A 16,636-nucleotide genomic window follows, 5' to 3' on the forward strand; every position below is an offset into this window, starting at 1 on the left:
TATGAAAGAACTTGTAGATTCTCGAAATCAAAATCTTTGGAATGAAATAAATCAAAACTATACTGTAGAATTTGAAGAGTCTATAAATAATGAATATGGAGTTTACAGTATAAACAATTCTGTTACATTTGTTATAGACAAAAATCATCTTTGCATAGATTCATTCACACATGAAATACTTCATATATACATGAATATGAAAGATTTATATTTTACAAGTTCTCTAAAACTTACATTACTACAAAGCAAAATACTTTCGGAAAATATTTCGGTAGAATTAATAGAACATATTGGGAATTGTCTTGATCATATAAAAATGTTACCAATATATCTGGAACTTGGTTTTGATCGAAATAAATTTATTGCCGATTATGATTATTACAAATGTAATTCTGAAGAAATTAGAGAATTTAATAAATCATATAGAACTGGAAAAAAAATCAACTTAAAAGCTGTAGATCCCTTTATCGGAAGATTAGTAGCTATTTTATGTGATCCAAACGAAGATTTTAATTATTCTTCAGATTTAAATAAACTAAAAAAAATAGATCCGCTATTATTCAAAATAATTGAGCGATTAATTGATCATACTAAGGAAATAAAAGTAATAAATCGAAATATTTATGAAGATAATCATCGGACAGTTATTGCTAATTTTTATAAAAATCTAACTTATTGGATTTCACAAAATAATTTTAGATCATAAAACTATGAAACAATTACAAGAAATATTTTCAAATAGAGAATTAGCTTTAATAATTTGGACAGCTATTATCGGAATGTTTTTTGCTTTTAAAATTAGTTTCGGCAAATCCTTTATAAATCTTGTAAGATCTTTTTTCGCTCCAAAACTTACAATAGTTTATTTAATAATGCTTTTATATACCATCACTATTTTACTTATTCTAAAATATTTTGATTTATGGGATTTTACTCTTTTAAAAGATTCAATATTATGGTTTACCACATTTGCAATCGTAACTTTTTTTAAAATTGACAAAGCATCTAACAATGGTTTTTTTCTAAAAATTCTAAATGAAAACTTTAAACTAACTCTATTTCTTGAATTTTTGTCGAATTTCTATTCTTTTAATTTTTGGATTGAATTTTTTATTTTCCCATTTATTTTAATAATTACTTTACTTAAATCAGTTTCTGAATTAGACAGTAAAAATAAAATGTTAACAAATCTTCTTTCAAATATTATCGCAATAATTGGATTGCTTTATTTTGTTTTTGCTATATATAAAACATTTCATGATTACCAAAATTTCTTCTCAGTTCATAACCTAAATTCATTAATATTACCTGTTCTTTTAAGCTTTGTGAGCATTCCATTATTCTATTTTCTTGCTTTATATAATACTTATGAGCAATTATTTCTCAGATTACCAATAATGAATTCAGATTCTAAAATTCAAAAGAAACTTAAATTTCAGATTTTCTATAAGGCTAATTTAAATTTAGCTAAAGTGAATCTTCTCAGAGACAAGCTAACAAATTTCGATGTAAAGAATGTAACAGATATTCAAGATAAACTTAATTCAATCATATAATTTATTTTTTAGCATGGGACAACCAATAAATTTTAGGCCACAAATTACCCCGCTAGCGCGAGCGTCCCGCTCGTGAACACAAAAATTAGAAAACGTGAATGCTGAAACGTTCACGAGCGGGACGCTTGCGCTTGCAATTGATAAATTTGTCCTGCCAACACAACATCAAACTATTTCTTGACCGTTATTCTTGATTTTCAAAAGACATTGAAATAATTAATTATATTTTGATAATACTCTTTGTCTGAATAAATTATCAGCTTATCATGAAAATTGTATCGTGTAACATAAAATTCAAAATAGTTTTGGGGATTATCTGAAAATACTTTCCACGAAACACCTTCAGTCCTATAAAAGTCTAAGATTGGAAGTGCAAAAATTTTCTCCTGCATATCTTCAGGTATAGTATTTTTTATATTGATGTTAAAAGTTTCCATCAATGCATTCAAAAAACAATGCAAAGCTTTACCTGTAAATTTAAAAAGGATTTTTAAGTCATATGTAGTTTCAATTTCAAATTTTATCGATTGGTTATTTCTCTGTAAAATTATAGGATAGTTAGGCCAGCCAACTTCAAACTCATAAGGTAGTTCGAGTTTCGGTTCCCATGCTTCATCATCACTATTATCGCTCGACATATAATATGTTTTTATTTTACAATTCATATCAATTGAACCAAATTCCTGACCTAATACTTCGCTGATTAAGTGAAAAATTGTATCCATAGTATCTAAGTTATTACTTGATTCAATAGGAAGTTTATCGCCGTATTCTGCAATTTCATTGTCTGTAATCAATATTTTTGAACGTACGCATTCAAATACAGAATTGGAATTGTTTAAATTTATTACAGAGCGATCTTTTTTATAATACTCAAAGAAAAAAGTCATGGAGTACTCCGATATTAAAAAAGAAAGCACTTCTTCGTTTTTGGCTATTCGTTCAATATTTAGGAGGGGTTGACATAAAAAAATCAATGTTCCATTTTCAGCAGGATATACCACACAATGTCGCGTATTCTTTGATACATAATGATGAGCTTCTGAAAATTCTATTTCCTCTTCATATTTAAGATTCCCTAATCCTAAATCTTTTGCAAGAACATTTATATCATCCTCATAATTTTTGTTTACAACTATTCCTGTAAAATTAAATCCCATTTTAATATTTTTTTACCATTAATATTTCACCTAATAAATATATCCCCTGATAGCCCAGCTAGCGCGAGCGTCCCGCTTGTGAACACAAAGAAATTCAAAAACCAATTGAAACGTGCACGAGCGAGACGCTCGCGCTAGTAATTGATAAGTAAAAGAACAAAAAAAGACCTCATAAAGGTCTTTTTTTTAAAATATATGTTCAAAAAACGTTTATTTCCCGTTTAATAATTTCTCCAAATACTCCACTTTATCTTTTTCAGCTTGCACCAAACGTTCGTAAAGTTCAACAACTTTATCTAAAGGATTAAAAGTGCAATTATAATTAAGTCCAGCATTTACAATACCATTATCGTGATAAGTATTACCAATAATATTTAAAACCGCTTCTTCCGAAAAGTTTTTAATTGCTTCGACAGAAACTCCAAGAGCTTTTGCGATCTCAATTAGTTTTTGTTCGTCAACCGTTTCGCTGTTTTCAATAGCCGAAATTGCCTGCTGATTTGTTCCTATAGCCAGTGCCAGTGCTTCCTGTTTCATATCTTTAAGCTCTCTGATACGGCTTATATTTCTGCCGATATGTTTTGGTTTTATTGCTGTACTCATAATTCAAAGATATTTAAAATTCTGAAACGAAAATAAATTTCGGTAAAAAACAAACTGTTTTTGTAAGATACTCTTTTCATAATTGATATGAATTGATAAATTCGACTTAAGATGCGTGCTCTGGCAAACATAAATATAACTTGCGCTAATCAATGACTTACAATCTCCCGCTCTGCGAAGTATTACAATCGCTGCTACAAGATTAAAAACCACGCATTACAACCATTTATTGATGTAATTTGTGGTTTTCTTTTTATTTTTATTGAATAAGTTTACTATGTTTGACTGATAAATATTTTACGAACTTATTTAAATATGACTATATATATTGCCTTAATCTTTTTAGCATTCATTATTGTTTTGCTATTCAATCACAAAAAAATTCAATCCTGGATTGACTATTTTATAGAACTAAGAGCAATTGAATTTAAAAAACGAACCAATTTAGATTTACATACTTTAACCAGATTATCTGCTCCGACGACCTTTATGTGGGGTTTAGAAAAATTCTTGTTTAATATATCTGTTTATTATTTTGACGATAACAATTTATACGTCATAAAATCAAAAAGTCCTGTAGTGCAGCATGCTATTTCTACCATTACTGAAATGAGAAAAACCAATGTGATGATTAATGAAAGAAGAGTTTGGAAAATAATCATCGACGATTCAGGAAAACGATTTACTTATAAGATAAGAAGTTATCGCAATTTTAATCTTTTTCTGGAAATGGTAAGTCAAAATCCAAATGCAATTGTAGACGAGAGATACTTATGGAAAATTTTTGAATAATTTCTGATCCTTTATTGTAACATAAATTTATAAGTTTGATTAAATCAACTATCCTATTTATCCGATGAAAAAAATAATTAGTCTTTTAGTTTTTAGTTTTCTTTTGTCGTGTACTAAAGAAAAAATTGATTTACCTCCGCTTTTAGAAAATGTCCTTCCATCTTCTTCTGAAATGACATTCAACTTGCTTCTTTCTGAAAACAAATTCCCGGATAAAATCAAAAAATTTTACCAAGTGCAAAATCAAGACACTGTAAATATTCTTGAATTTGATAAAAATAAAAATCTAATCTTTAAGTATTACAAACAATATGTAAGTGAGAATTGGAATGGCAGATTTATTTACATGATAGAAGCAAATGTTTACAATGATAATAAACTAATAAAAACGTATTATCTACATTCAAATATTGAATATGAATTATTTGAATACTCTTATAGTGGTGATAATATTACGGAACTAAAATCTACGATACTTGGATATTTAAAAGATTACAATACAAATCCTCACTTATTTATAAAAGAAATTAAAAACTATAAAGATTGTATCGACTTTGTAAAAAAAATAGAAAGCGAAAATAAAAAAAGACCAAATTATATCATTAAAAGAGAATTTTGGAACAATGAAATTAAAGAATATTCTAATTTTAATACTACGAAATATGATGGATCATACAAATTGTATATTCTAAATAAAAACAATAAAATTCAGAAAATAGAATATTATGTAAAAGGCAAAAAATGGGATAGTAATGCTAAATACTTTGAATATGATAGCTCTAATAATTTAAAGAAAACTTACTCCATCGATCAAAAAGATACTTTAAGAAGTACTGAATACAGATATAAAAACCTAAGCAAAATTATAATTAGAAAAGAAAGCAACATTGAGATTTCAAGAAAAGAATTTTTAAAAAATACGCTGATAAAAAACACTTATCAAGCGGTCGATAGTTCTTATTATGGAACTGAAAATTTTTTCTTAGATAAATTCGGAATCCCAGTAAAAACAACTCAAAAGGATCAAGAAATAGATACTTGTTATAATTTTAAAAATTACTACGAGTTTTACAAATAATTGCTAATACAATTGCCGTTTCAAATGAAAGAAGAACATAAACTTATACTTGAATTAATAGAATCTTATCTGGAAAAAAATCCAAGCCAGCGATTTGGTCAGGCTCTTTTTAACCTCAATATTAATGAATTTCAAGAAACTACCGATCCAAGAAATTTTAATTATAATATAAGAGATATTCATGGTGATTCTGATATTAATATTCTGGAAAGAATTAAAAATCGTTTGGATTTGATGGAATCACGAAAAAGTAACTAATTATAAATGCAGGAAAAAAACCAGACCAAAAGAATAATGCAGCTTACTATTGTTGGAGGATTGTTTCTATTTATACTTTACAGATCGTATCATGCAGACAATATTTTCGCGGTATTTTTCTATTCCATTTTAAGTGTTTTAGAAATTTTCTTGTTATCAAATGTAATTCCTGAAGATTGTAACAATTTCAAAAAGAACAGGAAAATACAGACTCTCATTCCAACTTTTTTAGCTTTTATAATTATTTTTTTGAATTTAGGCCTATATCTTTATTATGAGAACTTACAAAATTCAAAAACTTACATTCAAGCAAACGGAAATGGATTACATATCGATTTAAAAGAAGATGGAAAATATATAATTAGAAGCGGAAGCTGGGGAGGCCGAATTAGTTATTACGGAAATTACAAAACAGAGTACGGCATTATACATTTAGATAAAAACAAATTTGGAAAAATAAATATTTCTGGTGCGTTTAAACAAGGAAAGATTTACATTGATAAAGAAAAGAGTACTAAAAATGTACTTTTTGAAACGGAAAGAAATAAAATTATAGAACATACTAATTACTTTTATTTTTTAGAAACTAAATAGCTAAAAGAGGAAGCAATTCAAATTATCATACCATGATTACAAAAGCAACACTACAAGACATTCCCGCATTAACAACCTTAATAAATGCAGCATACAGAGGAGAAACTTCTAAAAAAGGCTGGACTACCGAAGCACATTTACTCGAAGGAAAAAGAACCGACGAACAGGAAATGACAGAAATGTTTCTGAATCCTAAAAATACAATTCTGAAATTTACAGAAAACGAAAAAATTATTGGTTCGGTTTTGCTGGTAGAAAAAGAACATCAGCTGTACTTAGGAATGCTGACAGTTTCTCCTGAATTACAAAATGCCGGTATCGGAAAAAAGATGCTTGCCGAAGCCGAAAATCATGCTAAAGCTTTAGGCTTATCTAGTATTATTATGACTGTTATTTCGGTACGTGAAGAGCTTATAGCGTGGTACAAGCGCCATGGTTATGTAGATACAGGAAAAAAGGAAGCTTTTCCGGACAGCGTAATTCATGTTACGATTTCTGATATGCCTTTGGAGTTTATCTACTTGGAGAAGAAAATTTAGTTTTATTTGTTTCAAGTTTTAGGTTTCAGGTTAAATATTGGAGCGAATTAATCTCGCAAAGACGCGGAGTCGCAAAGTTTATTTCTTTGCAACTTCACTACTTTGCGAGATTTTATTTAATTCAAGAGACCTTTAAACCTTTGCTCCTCTGAACCTTTGTCTCTCTGAACCTTTGTCTCTCTGAACCTTTGTCTCTCTGAACCTAAGAAACTATCCTTTTAATCTTTGATAGAAACTCATGTGAAACTCCTAGGTAAGAGGACAAATTTCTATTGTTTATCGTTTGTATTTTCTCGGGATAACGCTCTATAAAATCGAGATAACGCTGTTTGGAAGTTTTATTCATAACATCCAGAAGTCTTCGCTGTATGGCAACGTTTGCCCGCTCAATCATAAGAACGTGAAACTGAATAAGTTTAGGAACTTCTTCAAATAACTGCGCCTTTTTGGCTTTATCAATTACTAAAATCTCACTGTCTTCGATAGCTTTGATGTTGTAGGTCGTTGGTTTTTGGTGGTAAAAACTTTCGAGGTCACACATCCATTCTTTTTCAAAAGAAAAGAAAATTACAGATTCTGTTCCGTTTTCATTTAAGATGTAAGTCTTAAAAGCACCTTTCAAAATAAATCCTTCATAACTATTATTAGAATTCTGAATTTGAAGAAACTGATTCTTTTTTAGTTTAATCAGCACTGCTTTTGAAACAATACAATTCCATTCTTCGTCTGTGAGCGGAATTTTTCTTTCGATGTTTTTTCGTAGTAGGTTGTACATTTTTTTGTGGTTTTTATTTGGGGAAAAATTTACAAGTACATCTTAGATTTGGGAAAATGATGTAATCGATTACGTAAAAGTACCTTTTTTACCTTTTTTTTGTCACTTAACAACTGTTAAAAAAACACTTTTTGTAGATATTTTTTCAAAACATTGAACTTGTTCAACTTTTTTATGTGTTATTATTCTCAGTTTTGCACTGTTAAATATTATAAACCCCAAACTTATACTATGAAATTTAAATCAAAAATCTCGGTGTTCCTACTAACACTATTATTCGGTTTTGCAGCATGTAACACCGAAGAAATCGCTTCAGCTCAAAATGAAACAGCTGCAGACGAATCAACAATAATTTTGGCATCAAACAGCAGTACTGCCAAAGTTGGAAATTGCGCACAAGTCCCTGGATGGGCTTCTCAAAACGGAGGGACAACTGGTGGAGGAACTTCGGCAGAAACTACGGTTACTACGTATGCTCAATTAAAATCGGCTATTGAGAATGCTGCCGTAAAAGTTATTAAAGTTACTGGTACTATTACAGTAACAACAAGATTATCGTTTCAGGACCAGACTGGTAAAACCATTTATGGTACCAGCGGTGCAAAATTGGTTTCGACTAATCAAACTAAAGATGCTTCTGGAATCATCAACATTAAAAGATGTAAAAACATCATTATTAGAAATCTAATTTTTGAAGGTCCCGGAGCTTATGATACTGACGGATGGGACAATGCAATTCTAGACGAATGTACAAACGTGTGGGTTGATCACTGCGAATTTAGAGACGGTGTTGATGGAAACTTCGACATTAAAAACAAATCAGATTATATTTCTGTTACGTATTCTAAATTTCATTATCTAAAACCACCAAAAGCGGGAGGTTCTGGAGGATCAGACGATCACAGATATTCGAACTTAATTGGTTCTAGCGACGGTGCAACTGGAGACCGTGGAAAATTGAGAATTACTTTTGCAAGATGCTGGTGGGCTCCGGGCTGTAAAGAAAGAATGCCTAGAGTTCGTTTTGGAAAAGTACATATTATCAACAGCTATTTTAATAGTACAGTAAGTAATAAATGTATCGCCGCAGGTTTTGAGGGAGATATTCGAGTAGAAAATAATGTTTTTGAAGGTGTAAAAACTCCAATCGATTTAATGACTGGATATACAGCTGTTACAGCAGTTGGAAATGTTTTTACAAACACAAGCGGCAATACTGCAGGAAGTAAGACTGCATTTACGCCTCCTTATACTATTGTAACACTTTTGGCTTCGGCTGTTAAAGCAGATGTAACTGCTGGCGCTGGTGCTACATTTGCAGGAAACACTTGTGGTTCTTTCTAAAATCTGAGTTAGTTAGTTTAGTTTTAACCACGGATTACATCTGTAATCCGTGGTTTTTTTATTTTAAGCAAGGACTAAAAGATTTTTCAGCCAGAATCTAGAACCTTAGCATCTTAGAGCCTTTGTTCCTTTGTCCCTTTTTTTTAAAGAACTAACTCTTCAAACAAACGCTGAATTGTTTTTTCTAAATCCATACACAAACCAGGATGAGGCCTTGAAGTTTGAATAGCCGAACTTCTAATTGCGGTTAACCATCTAAAGCGTTCCGGAATATCAAATTCTGCAATTGGTCCGCCGTCTTTGGCTCCGTTTGTGATTTTTTCTAACGAAGTCAAATTGCACTCTAATTGCTCGATATCAAAATCGGCAGAAAGTGCTTGTATTTTTTCTTTATTTAATTGAAAAAGAACCTTTATAAATTTAGCTTTTTTGCAAAACAAAATGATTCCGATATTCAGGAATTCTTCACGCTCTACCCTTGGCACAACGCGAATCACAGCATATTCGTATAAGTGATTATCTTGCATTTTGAGCCTGGTTTACAAAGATTTCGGAATTGTTTAATCTGGTTTTCAAAAACTGTAAATATACATTTCGCAAGCCTTCAGGCGTTTCGTCTGTATCTTCCCATTGGAGCCAGTCTAGTGGAATCGTATTTACAATTTCTTCTAAAATTTCTGGTGTCAGAATCGCTTTAAATTCGACATCGACTTCTTTCAATAATGAAGCCTGAGGCAGTAAAACATGATCCTTTATTAACGCAAACGGACTTTTTGCGTGCTGTTCCCAATTGTTCCAAGAATGATGAAAATATAAACATGCTCCATGATCAATCAGCCATAATTCTTTGTGCCAGATCAGCATATTAGTATTTTTAAACGTTCTGTCTACGTTTGTAATATAAGCATCGAGCCAGACAATCTGCGATGCTAATTTTGCATCAACAATTGTTACAACCGGATCAAAGGTTATTGCGCCAGACAAAAAATGCAGTGCCAGATTTAATCCCTGACTTCCCTGAAGTAAATCCTGAATTTCTTCGTCGGCTTCTGTTCTTCCAAAAGCTTCGTCGAGATTTGCGAAAACTAATTCTGGTAATTGTAATTTTAAAGCTTTTGCAATTTGTCCGCCAACTAATTCGGCTATAAGAGCTTTTACACCGTGTCCGGCACCTCTAAATTTTAATACGTATTTAAAATCGTCATCTGCTTCTGCCAAAGCGGGCAAAGAACCGCCTTCGCGCAGTGGTGTAATGTAACGGGTAACATTTACCGTTCTAAGATCGAAGTTGTTTTTCATGTTACAAAGTTACGATTTTAGACTTTTTATTTAACTGTAAAGTGAATTTTACCGCAAAGTTCACAAAGATTTACGCAAAGTTCGCAAGGTTAAACCATATAAGCTATATAAGTAAACTTAATATAAGCAAATCTAAAGAGCATATAAAAAACTTTGGTATTCTGCGTCTTCGCAAGATAAAAAAAAGCTTTGTGTCTTAGCGCCTTAGTGGCAAAAAACTTTGCGAACCTTGCGTAAATCATTGCGCCCTATGCGGTTAAACCATATAAGCTATATAAGTAAACTTAATATAAGTAAATCTAAAGAGCATATAAAAAACTTTGGCATTCTGCGTCTTCGAAAGATTAAAAAAAGCTTTGTGTCTTTGCGCCTTCGTGGCAAAAAACTTTGCGAACCTTGCGTAATTCATTGCGCCCTTTGCGGTTAAACCAAATTCAAAAAAGCTTTTCCTAAATTCTCGATAATATCTGAAGCTATAAAAGACTCATAACCTGTTTTTGGCACAGCCAGATCGGCAGTTAAACCGTGAAGAAAGACACCTAGTTTTACAGCATATTTGGGTTCGTAGCCCTGCGCGAGAAGACTTGTGAGAATTCCGGTTAGTACATCGCCGCTTCCTGCGGTTGCAAGTGCTGCGTTTCCGGTTGTGTTTTCGTAAACAGAAGTCCTGTTTATTATGAATGTCGGCGCGCCTTTCATGACAATGATTACTTTGTATTTCTCTGAGAAAGCTATTGTTTTTTGAAATTTTTCAGATTCCGAATTCCATTTACCAATTAAGCGTTCTAATTCTTTTGGATGAGGAGTTAGAATCGTGTCTTCGGGAACTAATTCTAACCAGGATAAATTTTCTGAAATGATGTTTAAAGCATCTGCATCGAGAACTAAAGGGGCATTGTTTACTCTTAAAAATTCAAATAACGCTTTTTGCGTTCCGAGCTCCTTCCCTATTCCCGGACCAATTCCGATTGCCTGCGGGATTAATGGCAACTGAATGTTAGTGATGAAATTTGCGTTTTCATCGGTCGCGGTCATTACTTCTGGAATTGAGATATGAAGGATTTGATAACCACATTTTGGTATAAAAGCAGTTACTAGTCCGCATCCGGATTTGAGGCAGGATTTTGAGGCCAAAACTGCTGCTCCAATTTTTCCGTAGCTTCCGGCAATGATCACCGCATGACCTTGTGTTCCTTTATGGGCTTTGGAATCTACAGGTTTGTACAATTTTAGAATTTCTTCTTTTGTGATTAAATACGGTGATTTCATCTGAGTGCTTTTATATACTAAAGTTACATAAAAAATTGAAAGCACGAATCTTCTTTTGAACGGTCCTATATAGCCCCGGGAGAAGCGGCATCCTTTTGCTTTTTTCTTTAAAAAGCAAAAGATATAGCGGATCACGGGAAATTGCTCCTAATCATTGCGAAATTTATAATTTAGAGTATCTTTTTTCGATATTTTTTGAATAAATTTGCGACTCAATTTTATAAATCCAACACAATGAAAGATACTGCGCTAACGCACATACATCAAGGTTTAGGAGCAAAAATGCTTCCTTTTGCAGGTTATAATATGCCTATTACATATGAAGGTGTTAATGCTGAACATGAAACGGTTCGTACTAGTGTGGGCGTTTTTGACGTTTCGCATATGGGAGAATTTTTACTTACAGGTCCAAATGCTTTGGCACTGATCCAGAAAGTAACTTCAAATGATGCGTCGACTTTGACAATTGGAAGAGCGCAATATTCTTGTCTTCCTAATAATGAAGGCGGAATTGTGGATGATTTGATTATTTATAAAATGAAAGAAGAGCAGTATTTACTGGTTGTAAATGCTTCGAACATAGAAAAAGACTGGAACTGGATTTCATCTCACAATGATTTGGGAGTTGACATGAAGAATATTTCTGATGATTATTCTCTTTTGGCGATTCAGGGTCCAAAAGCAGTTGAGGCAATGCAGACTTTAACTTCTGTAAATTTGGCCGCAATTACTTATTACCATTTTGAAGTGGGTGATTTTGCCGGAATCGAGCACGTAATCATTTCTGCTACAGGTTATACTGGTTCTGGCGGATTTGAAATCTACTGCAAAAACAGTGAAGTAGAGCAAATTTGGAATAAAGTTTTTGAAGCTGGTGCTTCTTACGGAATTAAACCAATTGGTCTTGCTGCGCGTGATACTTTACGACTTGAAATGGGATTCTGCTTGTACGGAAATGATATTAATGATACTACTTCTCCGCTTGAAGCTGGTTTAGGATGGATCACTAAATTTAATAAAGATTTTACAAATTCTGACGCGCTTAAAAAACAAAAAGAAGAAGGTGTTACTAAAAAATTAGTTGCTTTTGAAATGCAGGAACGTGCAGTACCAAGACACGATTACGAAATTGTGGATGCTTCTGGAGCTGTTATCGGAATTGTAACTTCTGGAACAATGTCGCCTTCTATGAATAAAGGTATTGGTTTAGGATATGTAACTGTTGAAAACAGTGCTGTTGAAAGTGATATTTTTATCAGAATTAGAAAAAATGATGTTCCTGCAAAAGTGGTAAAACTGCCATTCTACAAGAAATAATATTTTTAAAGTATAATTGAAAGTGCGTTGCGATGAAAATTGCAACGCATTTTTTTTTACTCTTTATCTTAATTCTTTTCTGTAATTTTTTAATACTGAATACATAACCTAAAATCTGTTTTTTCTAAAAAAATCACTTTTATAATCCTCTTAATTTTTTGATGAAATTACTGTCTTTTATAAAAAAATAAGCGTAATTTTAGTGTAAACGAGACTTTCAGATTATGAAAAAAATAACACTATTGTTTTTATTCACGACAAGTATATTATTTAGCCAAAATAGTACGACAACTTGTGAGATATTAAACAAAATAAATATACTTATACAGACCGAACATATTAGACCAAAACCAGTAAACGATAGTTTGTCGATTTTTGTTTTTGATAATTTAATGAATGAATTAGACCCTTCCAGAAATATTCTGCTTAAGAGCGAATACGATGAAATGGCTTCAAAATACCGTTTAAATTTAGATAATTTAATTCTCTCAAACGACTGCAGTTTCCTTACCGAGATTAAAAATAAATATATTGCCGGACTTACCAGAACAAAAAATATTTTAGAAAAAATCCAGTCAGCAACTTTTGATTATAACAAAAAAGATACGATTCGGTTTTATAAAAAATCCTTTGCTTTCTATCTCAAAAAAGATGATTTAGAAAAAGTATGGACAAAAAAACTGCGTTATCAGGTTTTGGATGAAATTGCAGAGACAAGCGATAATTTAGATTCGCTTAAAGCTAATTTTAAATCTATCGAAAGTACTGCGAGAAAATTAATTATATCGAATGAAATCTGCCGTATCAGTACTCTTTTAGAAAACAATACTAAACAAGAAGAAAAGTTTTATAATTTTTTCTGCACTTATTTTGATCCGCATACCACTTATTTTAGCGATGATTCTAAAACTAGTTTTGTAGCTTCTCTGTCAAAAGAGCATTTATCTCTCGGGATGACGGTTAACTTAAATGATAAGAACGAAATAATAATTGCCGAAATAGACCCAAACGGTCCGGCATATCAGACTGGCCAAATTAAAAAAGGTGATCAGATTATTTCGATTTCCAATCAAAAGGAAACGCTGCAGGTTTCGTGTGCGTCTCTGGAATCTATCTCTACCATGATTTTATCGGAATCTAATAAGCACATCACGCTTACGCTAAAGCGAAATGCGGGCAAAAGTTTTGATGTATTTATTGAGAAGCAAGTCATGAAAGATGAAGAAAATTCTGTTTTTAGTTTCATGATTGGCAAAGACAGTAAAATAGGATATATTAAAATACCAAGTTTCTATGCAGATCTTGACGGAAACAGTAGAAAAGGCTGTGCAGACGATGTGGCACGCGAGGTCATAAAACTGGAAAGAGATAATATTAAAGGCTTAGTAATTGATTTAGTAGACAACGGCGGAGGTTCTATGGAAGAAGCCATAAAACTGGCAGGAATGTTTGTAGACTACGGCCCGATCTCTATAGTTGTAGACAATAAACAAGGAAAATCTATTATAAATGATCCTTACAGAGGTGTTATTTACAAAGGACCAATTGTTGTTTTAGTAAACAGCAATACAGCTTCGGCAAGTGAATTTTTTGCCGGAATCATGCAAGATTACAATCGCGCTTTACTATTAGGAAGCACAACGCTCGGAAAAGCAACTATGCAGACTATTCTGCCTCTTGATGAAGAAAAAAACACCGATTTCTTAAAAATAACAATAAATAAATTCTACCGAATTACCGGCAGAAGTCATCAATATGTTGGAGTAACTCCCGATGTAGTTTTACCTGAATTTTATGAAGATGTATATCAGAAGGAAAGTGATTTCCCGACGGCTATAAAAAACGACAGCTTACAAGCGTCTTTAAGATACAAAACGTATGTAAAACGAAATCTAATTGATAAACTGGCCAAAAATAGTACAACCAGACTGGCTGATAATTACTTTTTTAATAACATTAAAAAGATCAATCAGCAAATTGATAAAATTGTAAATACTCCAAAAGCAGAAATTCCGATGACGCTCGACGATGTTTTTGAACAGAAAAAAACTATAAACGCGCTGTGGAAAGAAATCAATAGTTTTAACGATGAAAACAATCCGCTGGATGTTTACAATTCTTCTATTAATCAACTGCTTTTAGGAGCTTATCCAAACGATAAAACGATCAATCAAGATCAAATGAATAATCTTAAAACGAATCCGTACCTTAATGAAGCGGTAAATGTTATTAATGATTTTAACGGATCGAAGTAATGTTTTTTTTGTTTCAGGTTTCAAGTTTCAGGTTTAGGCTCGGATTGCATCAACTTGAAACCTGAAACTTTAACCTTTCAACCCAAAACATTTATAAAAAAAAGAATAGTTTTGATTTTGGAAAAAAAAGTAATAACCGTATTTTTGCATCACAAAACTAAAAATTAGAAATGGGAAGAGCGTTCGAATTTAGAAAAGGAAGAAAAATGAAACGTTGGTCTGCAATGGCCAAAACATTTACCAGAATTGGTAAAGATATCGTTATGGCTGTTAAAGAAGGCGGACCTAATCCTGATGCCAATTCCAGACTAAGAGCGGTTATACAAAATGCGAAAGCAGCCAACATGCCAAAAGACAACGTTGAGCGCGCTATCAAAAATGCAAGTAATAAAGATACTGCCAACTATAAAGAGATTTTGTTTGAAGGATATGCTCCTCACGGAATTGCGATTTTGATTGAAACTGCCTCTGATAACAATAACAGAACTGTAGCAAACATTAGAAGTTATTTTAATAAATGCAACGGAACAATGGGAACTCAGGGTTCTGTGGAGTTTATGTTTGATCATACTTGCAACTTTAGAATTGCAAAAGGAAATCTTGATCCTGAAGAATTAGAATTAGAACTTATTGATTTTGGTGCAGAAGAAGTTTTTGAGGATGAGGACGGAATCTTAATTTATGCTCCTTTTGGAAGTTTTGGCGCTTTGCAGAAAGAATTAGAAAACAGAAGCCTTGAAATTTTATCTTCTGGTTTTGAGCGTATACCTCAAATCACAAAAGAACTTACGGAAGCTCAGATTGCTGATGTTGAAAAATTGATTGAAAAAATTGAAGAAGATGATGACGTTATGAACGTTTATCATACGATGCAAGAATCGTAATATCTTTTTAAATACAAAAAAAAGCTCCGGATTTTCCAGAGCTTTTTTTGTTTAGGAAGCTCTATAATTCAAATAAAAAATTATATTTGCTATTCTCACCAATAAACTAATTTTAATTTAAAATCTATGCAGACATCAAAATTTACAAGATTTGCCGTAATTGCTCTGGTAATCTTATTTATAGTAATCAGCGTAATAAGCTAAAACAATAAAGCCTTCTGAATTTAGAAGGCTTTATTGTTTTTATTAAAGAAATTATATTAAGTGATAAAATAATAGTAAATTTAAAATGCTTCACTTTTTAAAACAGAGGCTAATAAAATAATAAAAGATATTAATATATATGAATAATTGGTCAATAGACGATCTGCAAAAAACCTGGCACTTAGTTTCAAAATTACATGAAGGTCAAAAATATGGAGGAGAGGAAGAAGGACTCCAGATAGAATACATAAATCACATAGGAAGTGTGACATTTGAAATCATAAATGCCCTGAATCATAGTCCAGCTCTCAATGGCGACTTAGCTGTAAAATGTGCATTGTTACACGATACAATAGAAGATACTGAAATTTCTTTTGAAAAAGTTAAGGTACTTTTTGGACAAGAAGTTGCAAATGGAGTGAGCGCTTTAACTAAAGACACTACACTAAAAGATAAGTCGGCTCAAATGGAGCATAGTTTATCTAGAATAACACAACAGCCAAAAGAGGTCTGGTCGGTTAAAATGGCAGACAGAATATGCAATTTATATGCGCCTCCTTATTATTGGACTAACGAAAAAATAATAGAATATCACAAAGAATCTTTACTGATTTATGATACTTTAAAAGAAGGAAATATATACCTGGCCAATAGATTAAAAGAAAAAATAGAGAATTATAAATTATTCTTCAAATAAAAAAGAAGCCTT

Annotated in this window: 18 protein-coding genes; 12 read left to right on the forward strand and 6 right to left on the reverse strand. The window is 31.9% G+C overall.

Features of this window, described 5'->3' with window-relative positions; all coding sequences use genetic code 11:
• Position 1 precedes the first annotated feature (1 nt).
• Both B0A68_RS18215 and B0A68_RS18220 read left to right on the forward strand, forming a co-directional pair.
• Positions 2–706 (forward strand): hypothetical protein, encoded by a 705-nt coding sequence (locus B0A68_RS18215; protein WP_035683589.1) that lies wholly within the window; start codon positions 2–4, stop codon positions 704–706.
• 4 nt (positions 707–710) lie between these two features.
• The gene (locus B0A68_RS18220) at positions 711–1,556 is read left to right on the forward strand and encodes a hypothetical protein (protein ID WP_035683591.1); all 846 of its coding nucleotides are present in this window, start codon (positions 711–713) and stop codon (positions 1,554–1,556) included.
• A gap of 197 nt (positions 1,557–1,753) precedes the next feature.
• Here B0A68_RS18220 and B0A68_RS18225 read toward each other — a convergent pair whose 3' ends face one another.
• Together B0A68_RS18225 and B0A68_RS18230 are read right to left on the reverse strand one after the other, a co-directional pair.
• Complete coding sequence (locus B0A68_RS18225) at positions 1,754–2,716, reverse strand: hypothetical protein (protein ID WP_035683592.1); 963 nt, start codon at positions 2,714–2,716, stop codon at positions 1,754–1,756.
• Between the two features lie 210 nt (positions 2,717–2,926).
• Positions 2,927–3,319 carry a helix-turn-helix domain-containing protein gene (locus B0A68_RS18230; RefSeq protein ID WP_035683596.1) on the reverse strand — a complete coding sequence of 131 codons (393 nt, stop codon included), beginning with the start codon at positions 3,317–3,319 and terminating at the stop codon, positions 2,927–2,929.
• A gap of 315 nt (positions 3,320–3,634) precedes the next feature.
• Here B0A68_RS18230 and B0A68_RS18235 point away from each other — a divergent pair, with 315 nt between their 5' ends.
• The 5 genes from B0A68_RS18235 (at position 3,635) to B0A68_RS18255 (ending at position 6,580) form a co-directional block, all read left to right on the forward strand.
• A complete protein-coding gene (locus tag B0A68_RS18235) occupies positions 3,635–4,111 on the forward strand; it encodes a hypothetical protein (RefSeq protein WP_035683598.1) in 477 nt (158 codons plus the stop codon).
• Between the two features lie 64 nt (positions 4,112–4,175).
• Complete coding sequence (locus tag B0A68_RS18240) at positions 4,176–5,189, forward strand: hypothetical protein (RefSeq protein WP_035683601.1); 1,014 nt, start codon at positions 4,176–4,178, stop codon at positions 5,187–5,189.
• Between the two features lie 24 nt (positions 5,190–5,213).
• On the forward strand, positions 5,214–5,447 hold the full coding sequence (locus tag B0A68_RS18245; RefSeq protein WP_035683603.1) for a hypothetical protein: 234 nt from the start codon (positions 5,214–5,216) through the stop codon (positions 5,445–5,447).
• Between the two features lie 6 nt (positions 5,448–5,453).
• Positions 5,454–6,041, forward strand: coding sequence for a hypothetical protein (locus tag B0A68_RS18250; protein WP_035683606.1), 588 nt, complete (start codon positions 5,454–5,456; stop codon positions 6,039–6,041).
• A 32-nt stretch (positions 6,042–6,073) separates the two neighbouring features.
• A complete protein-coding gene (locus B0A68_RS18255; RefSeq protein ID WP_035683607.1) occupies positions 6,074–6,580 on the forward strand; it encodes a GNAT family N-acetyltransferase in 507 nt (168 codons plus the stop codon).
• A 202-nt stretch (positions 6,581–6,782) separates the two neighbouring features.
• On the opposite strand, the gene B0A68_RS18260 is transcribed toward B0A68_RS18255, so the two are convergent.
• Entirely contained in the window at positions 6,783–7,355 is a 573-nt protein-coding gene (locus tag B0A68_RS18260) for a Crp/Fnr family transcriptional regulator (protein WP_035683610.1), read from the reverse strand.
• A gap of 231 nt (positions 7,356–7,586) precedes the next feature.
• Here B0A68_RS18260 and B0A68_RS18265 point away from each other — a divergent pair, with 231 nt between their 5' ends.
• On the forward strand, positions 7,587–8,699 hold the full coding sequence (locus tag B0A68_RS18265; RefSeq protein WP_035683613.1) for a pectate lyase family protein: 1,113 nt from the start codon (positions 7,587–7,589) through the stop codon (positions 8,697–8,699).
• A 143-nt stretch (positions 8,700–8,842) separates the two neighbouring features.
• Here B0A68_RS18265 and B0A68_RS18270 read toward each other — a convergent pair whose 3' ends face one another.
• From B0A68_RS18270 to B0A68_RS18280, 3 genes are all read right to left on the reverse strand, one after another.
• Positions 8,843–9,226, reverse strand: coding sequence for a DUF3037 domain-containing protein (locus B0A68_RS18270; RefSeq protein ID WP_035683616.1), 384 nt, complete (start codon positions 9,224–9,226; stop codon positions 8,843–8,845).
• Positions 9,216–9,998 (reverse strand): HipA family kinase, encoded by a 783-nt coding sequence (locus B0A68_RS18275; protein WP_035683619.1) that lies wholly within the window; start codon positions 9,996–9,998, stop codon positions 9,216–9,218. The genes B0A68_RS18270 and B0A68_RS18275 overlap by 11 nt, the downstream gene beginning before the upstream one ends.
• A gap of 423 nt (positions 9,999–10,421) precedes the next feature.
• Entirely contained in the window at positions 10,422–11,267 is an 846-nt protein-coding gene (locus tag B0A68_RS18280) for an NAD(P)H-hydrate dehydratase (protein WP_035683622.1), read from the reverse strand.
• Positions 11,268–11,501: 234 nt separating this feature from the next.
• Here B0A68_RS18280 and gcvT point away from each other — a divergent pair, with 234 nt between their 5' ends.
• The 4 genes from gcvT (at position 11,502) to B0A68_RS18300 (ending at position 16,624) form a co-directional block, all read left to right on the forward strand.
• Complete coding sequence (gene gcvT / locus B0A68_RS18285) at positions 11,502–12,584, forward strand: glycine cleavage system aminomethyltransferase GcvT (protein ID WP_035683625.1); 1,083 nt, start codon at positions 11,502–11,504, stop codon at positions 12,582–12,584.
• A 224-nt stretch (positions 12,585–12,808) separates the two neighbouring features.
• Positions 12,809–14,839 (forward strand): S41 family peptidase, encoded by a 2,031-nt coding sequence (locus B0A68_RS18290; protein WP_035683629.1) that lies wholly within the window; start codon positions 12,809–12,811, stop codon positions 14,837–14,839.
• Between the two features lie 170 nt (positions 14,840–15,009).
• Entirely contained in the window at positions 15,010–15,723 is a 714-nt protein-coding gene (locus B0A68_RS18295) for a YebC/PmpR family DNA-binding transcriptional regulator (RefSeq protein WP_035683632.1), read from the forward strand.
• Between the two features lie 343 nt (positions 15,724–16,066).
• A complete protein-coding gene (locus B0A68_RS18300) occupies positions 16,067–16,624 on the forward strand; it encodes an HD domain-containing protein (RefSeq protein ID WP_035683636.1) in 558 nt (185 codons plus the stop codon).
• The last annotated feature ends 12 nt before the right edge of the window (positions 16,625–16,636 follow it).

It is taken from the genome of Flavobacterium reichenbachii, assembly GCF_002217435.1.
GTDB classification, from domain to species: domain Bacteria; phylum Bacteroidota; class Bacteroidia; order Flavobacteriales; family Flavobacteriaceae; genus Flavobacterium; species Flavobacterium reichenbachii.

Bases quoted from the DNA above. Each gene is read 5' to 3' on its own strand.
- B0A68_RS18215 (WP_035683589.1), top strand. From the start codon at position 2: ATGAAAGAACTTGTAGATTCTCGAAATCAAAATCTTTGGAATGAAATA.
- B0A68_RS18220 (WP_035683591.1), top strand. From the start codon at position 711: ATGAAACAATTACAAGAAATATTTTCAAATAGAGAATTAGCTTTAATA.
- B0A68_RS18225 (WP_035683592.1), bottom strand. From the start codon at position 2,716: ATGGGATTTAATTTTACAGGAATAGTTGTAAACAAAAATTATGAGGAT.
- B0A68_RS18230 (WP_035683596.1), bottom strand. From the start codon at position 3,319: ATGAGTACAGCAATAAAACCAAAACATATCGGCAGAAATATAAGCCGT.
- B0A68_RS18235 (WP_035683598.1), top strand. From the start codon at position 3,635: ATGACTATATATATTGCCTTAATCTTTTTAGCATTCATTATTGTTTTG.
- B0A68_RS18240 (WP_035683601.1), top strand. From the start codon at position 4,176: ATGAAAAAAATAATTAGTCTTTTAGTTTTTAGTTTTCTTTTGTCGTGT.
- B0A68_RS18245 (WP_035683603.1), top strand. From the start codon at position 5,214: ATGAAAGAAGAACATAAACTTATACTTGAATTAATAGAATCTTATCTG.
- B0A68_RS18250 (WP_035683606.1), top strand. From the start codon at position 5,454: ATGCAGGAAAAAAACCAGACCAAAAGAATAATGCAGCTTACTATTGTT.
- B0A68_RS18255 (WP_035683607.1), top strand. From the start codon at position 6,074: ATGATTACAAAAGCAACACTACAAGACATTCCCGCATTAACAACCTTA.
- B0A68_RS18260 (WP_035683610.1), bottom strand. From the start codon at position 7,355: ATGTACAACCTACTACGAAAAAACATCGAAAGAAAAATTCCGCTCACA.
- B0A68_RS18265 (WP_035683613.1), top strand. From the start codon at position 7,587: ATGAAATTTAAATCAAAAATCTCGGTGTTCCTACTAACACTATTATTC.
- B0A68_RS18270 (WP_035683616.1), bottom strand. From the start codon at position 9,226: ATGCAAGATAATCACTTATACGAATATGCTGTGATTCGCGTTGTGCCA.
- B0A68_RS18275 (WP_035683619.1), bottom strand. From the start codon at position 9,998: ATGAAAAACAACTTCGATCTTAGAACGGTAAATGTTACCCGTTACATT.
- B0A68_RS18280 (WP_035683622.1), bottom strand. From the start codon at position 11,267: ATGAAATCACCGTATTTAATCACAAAAGAAGAAATTCTAAAATTGTAC.
- gcvT (WP_035683625.1), top strand. From the start codon at position 11,502: ATGAAAGATACTGCGCTAACGCACATACATCAAGGTTTAGGAGCAAAA.
- B0A68_RS18290 (WP_035683629.1), top strand. From the start codon at position 12,809: ATGAAAAAAATAACACTATTGTTTTTATTCACGACAAGTATATTATTT.
- B0A68_RS18295 (WP_035683632.1), top strand. From the start codon at position 15,010: ATGGGAAGAGCGTTCGAATTTAGAAAAGGAAGAAAAATGAAACGTTGG.
- B0A68_RS18300 (WP_035683636.1), top strand. From the start codon at position 16,067: ATGAATAATTGGTCAATAGACGATCTGCAAAAAACCTGGCACTTAGTT.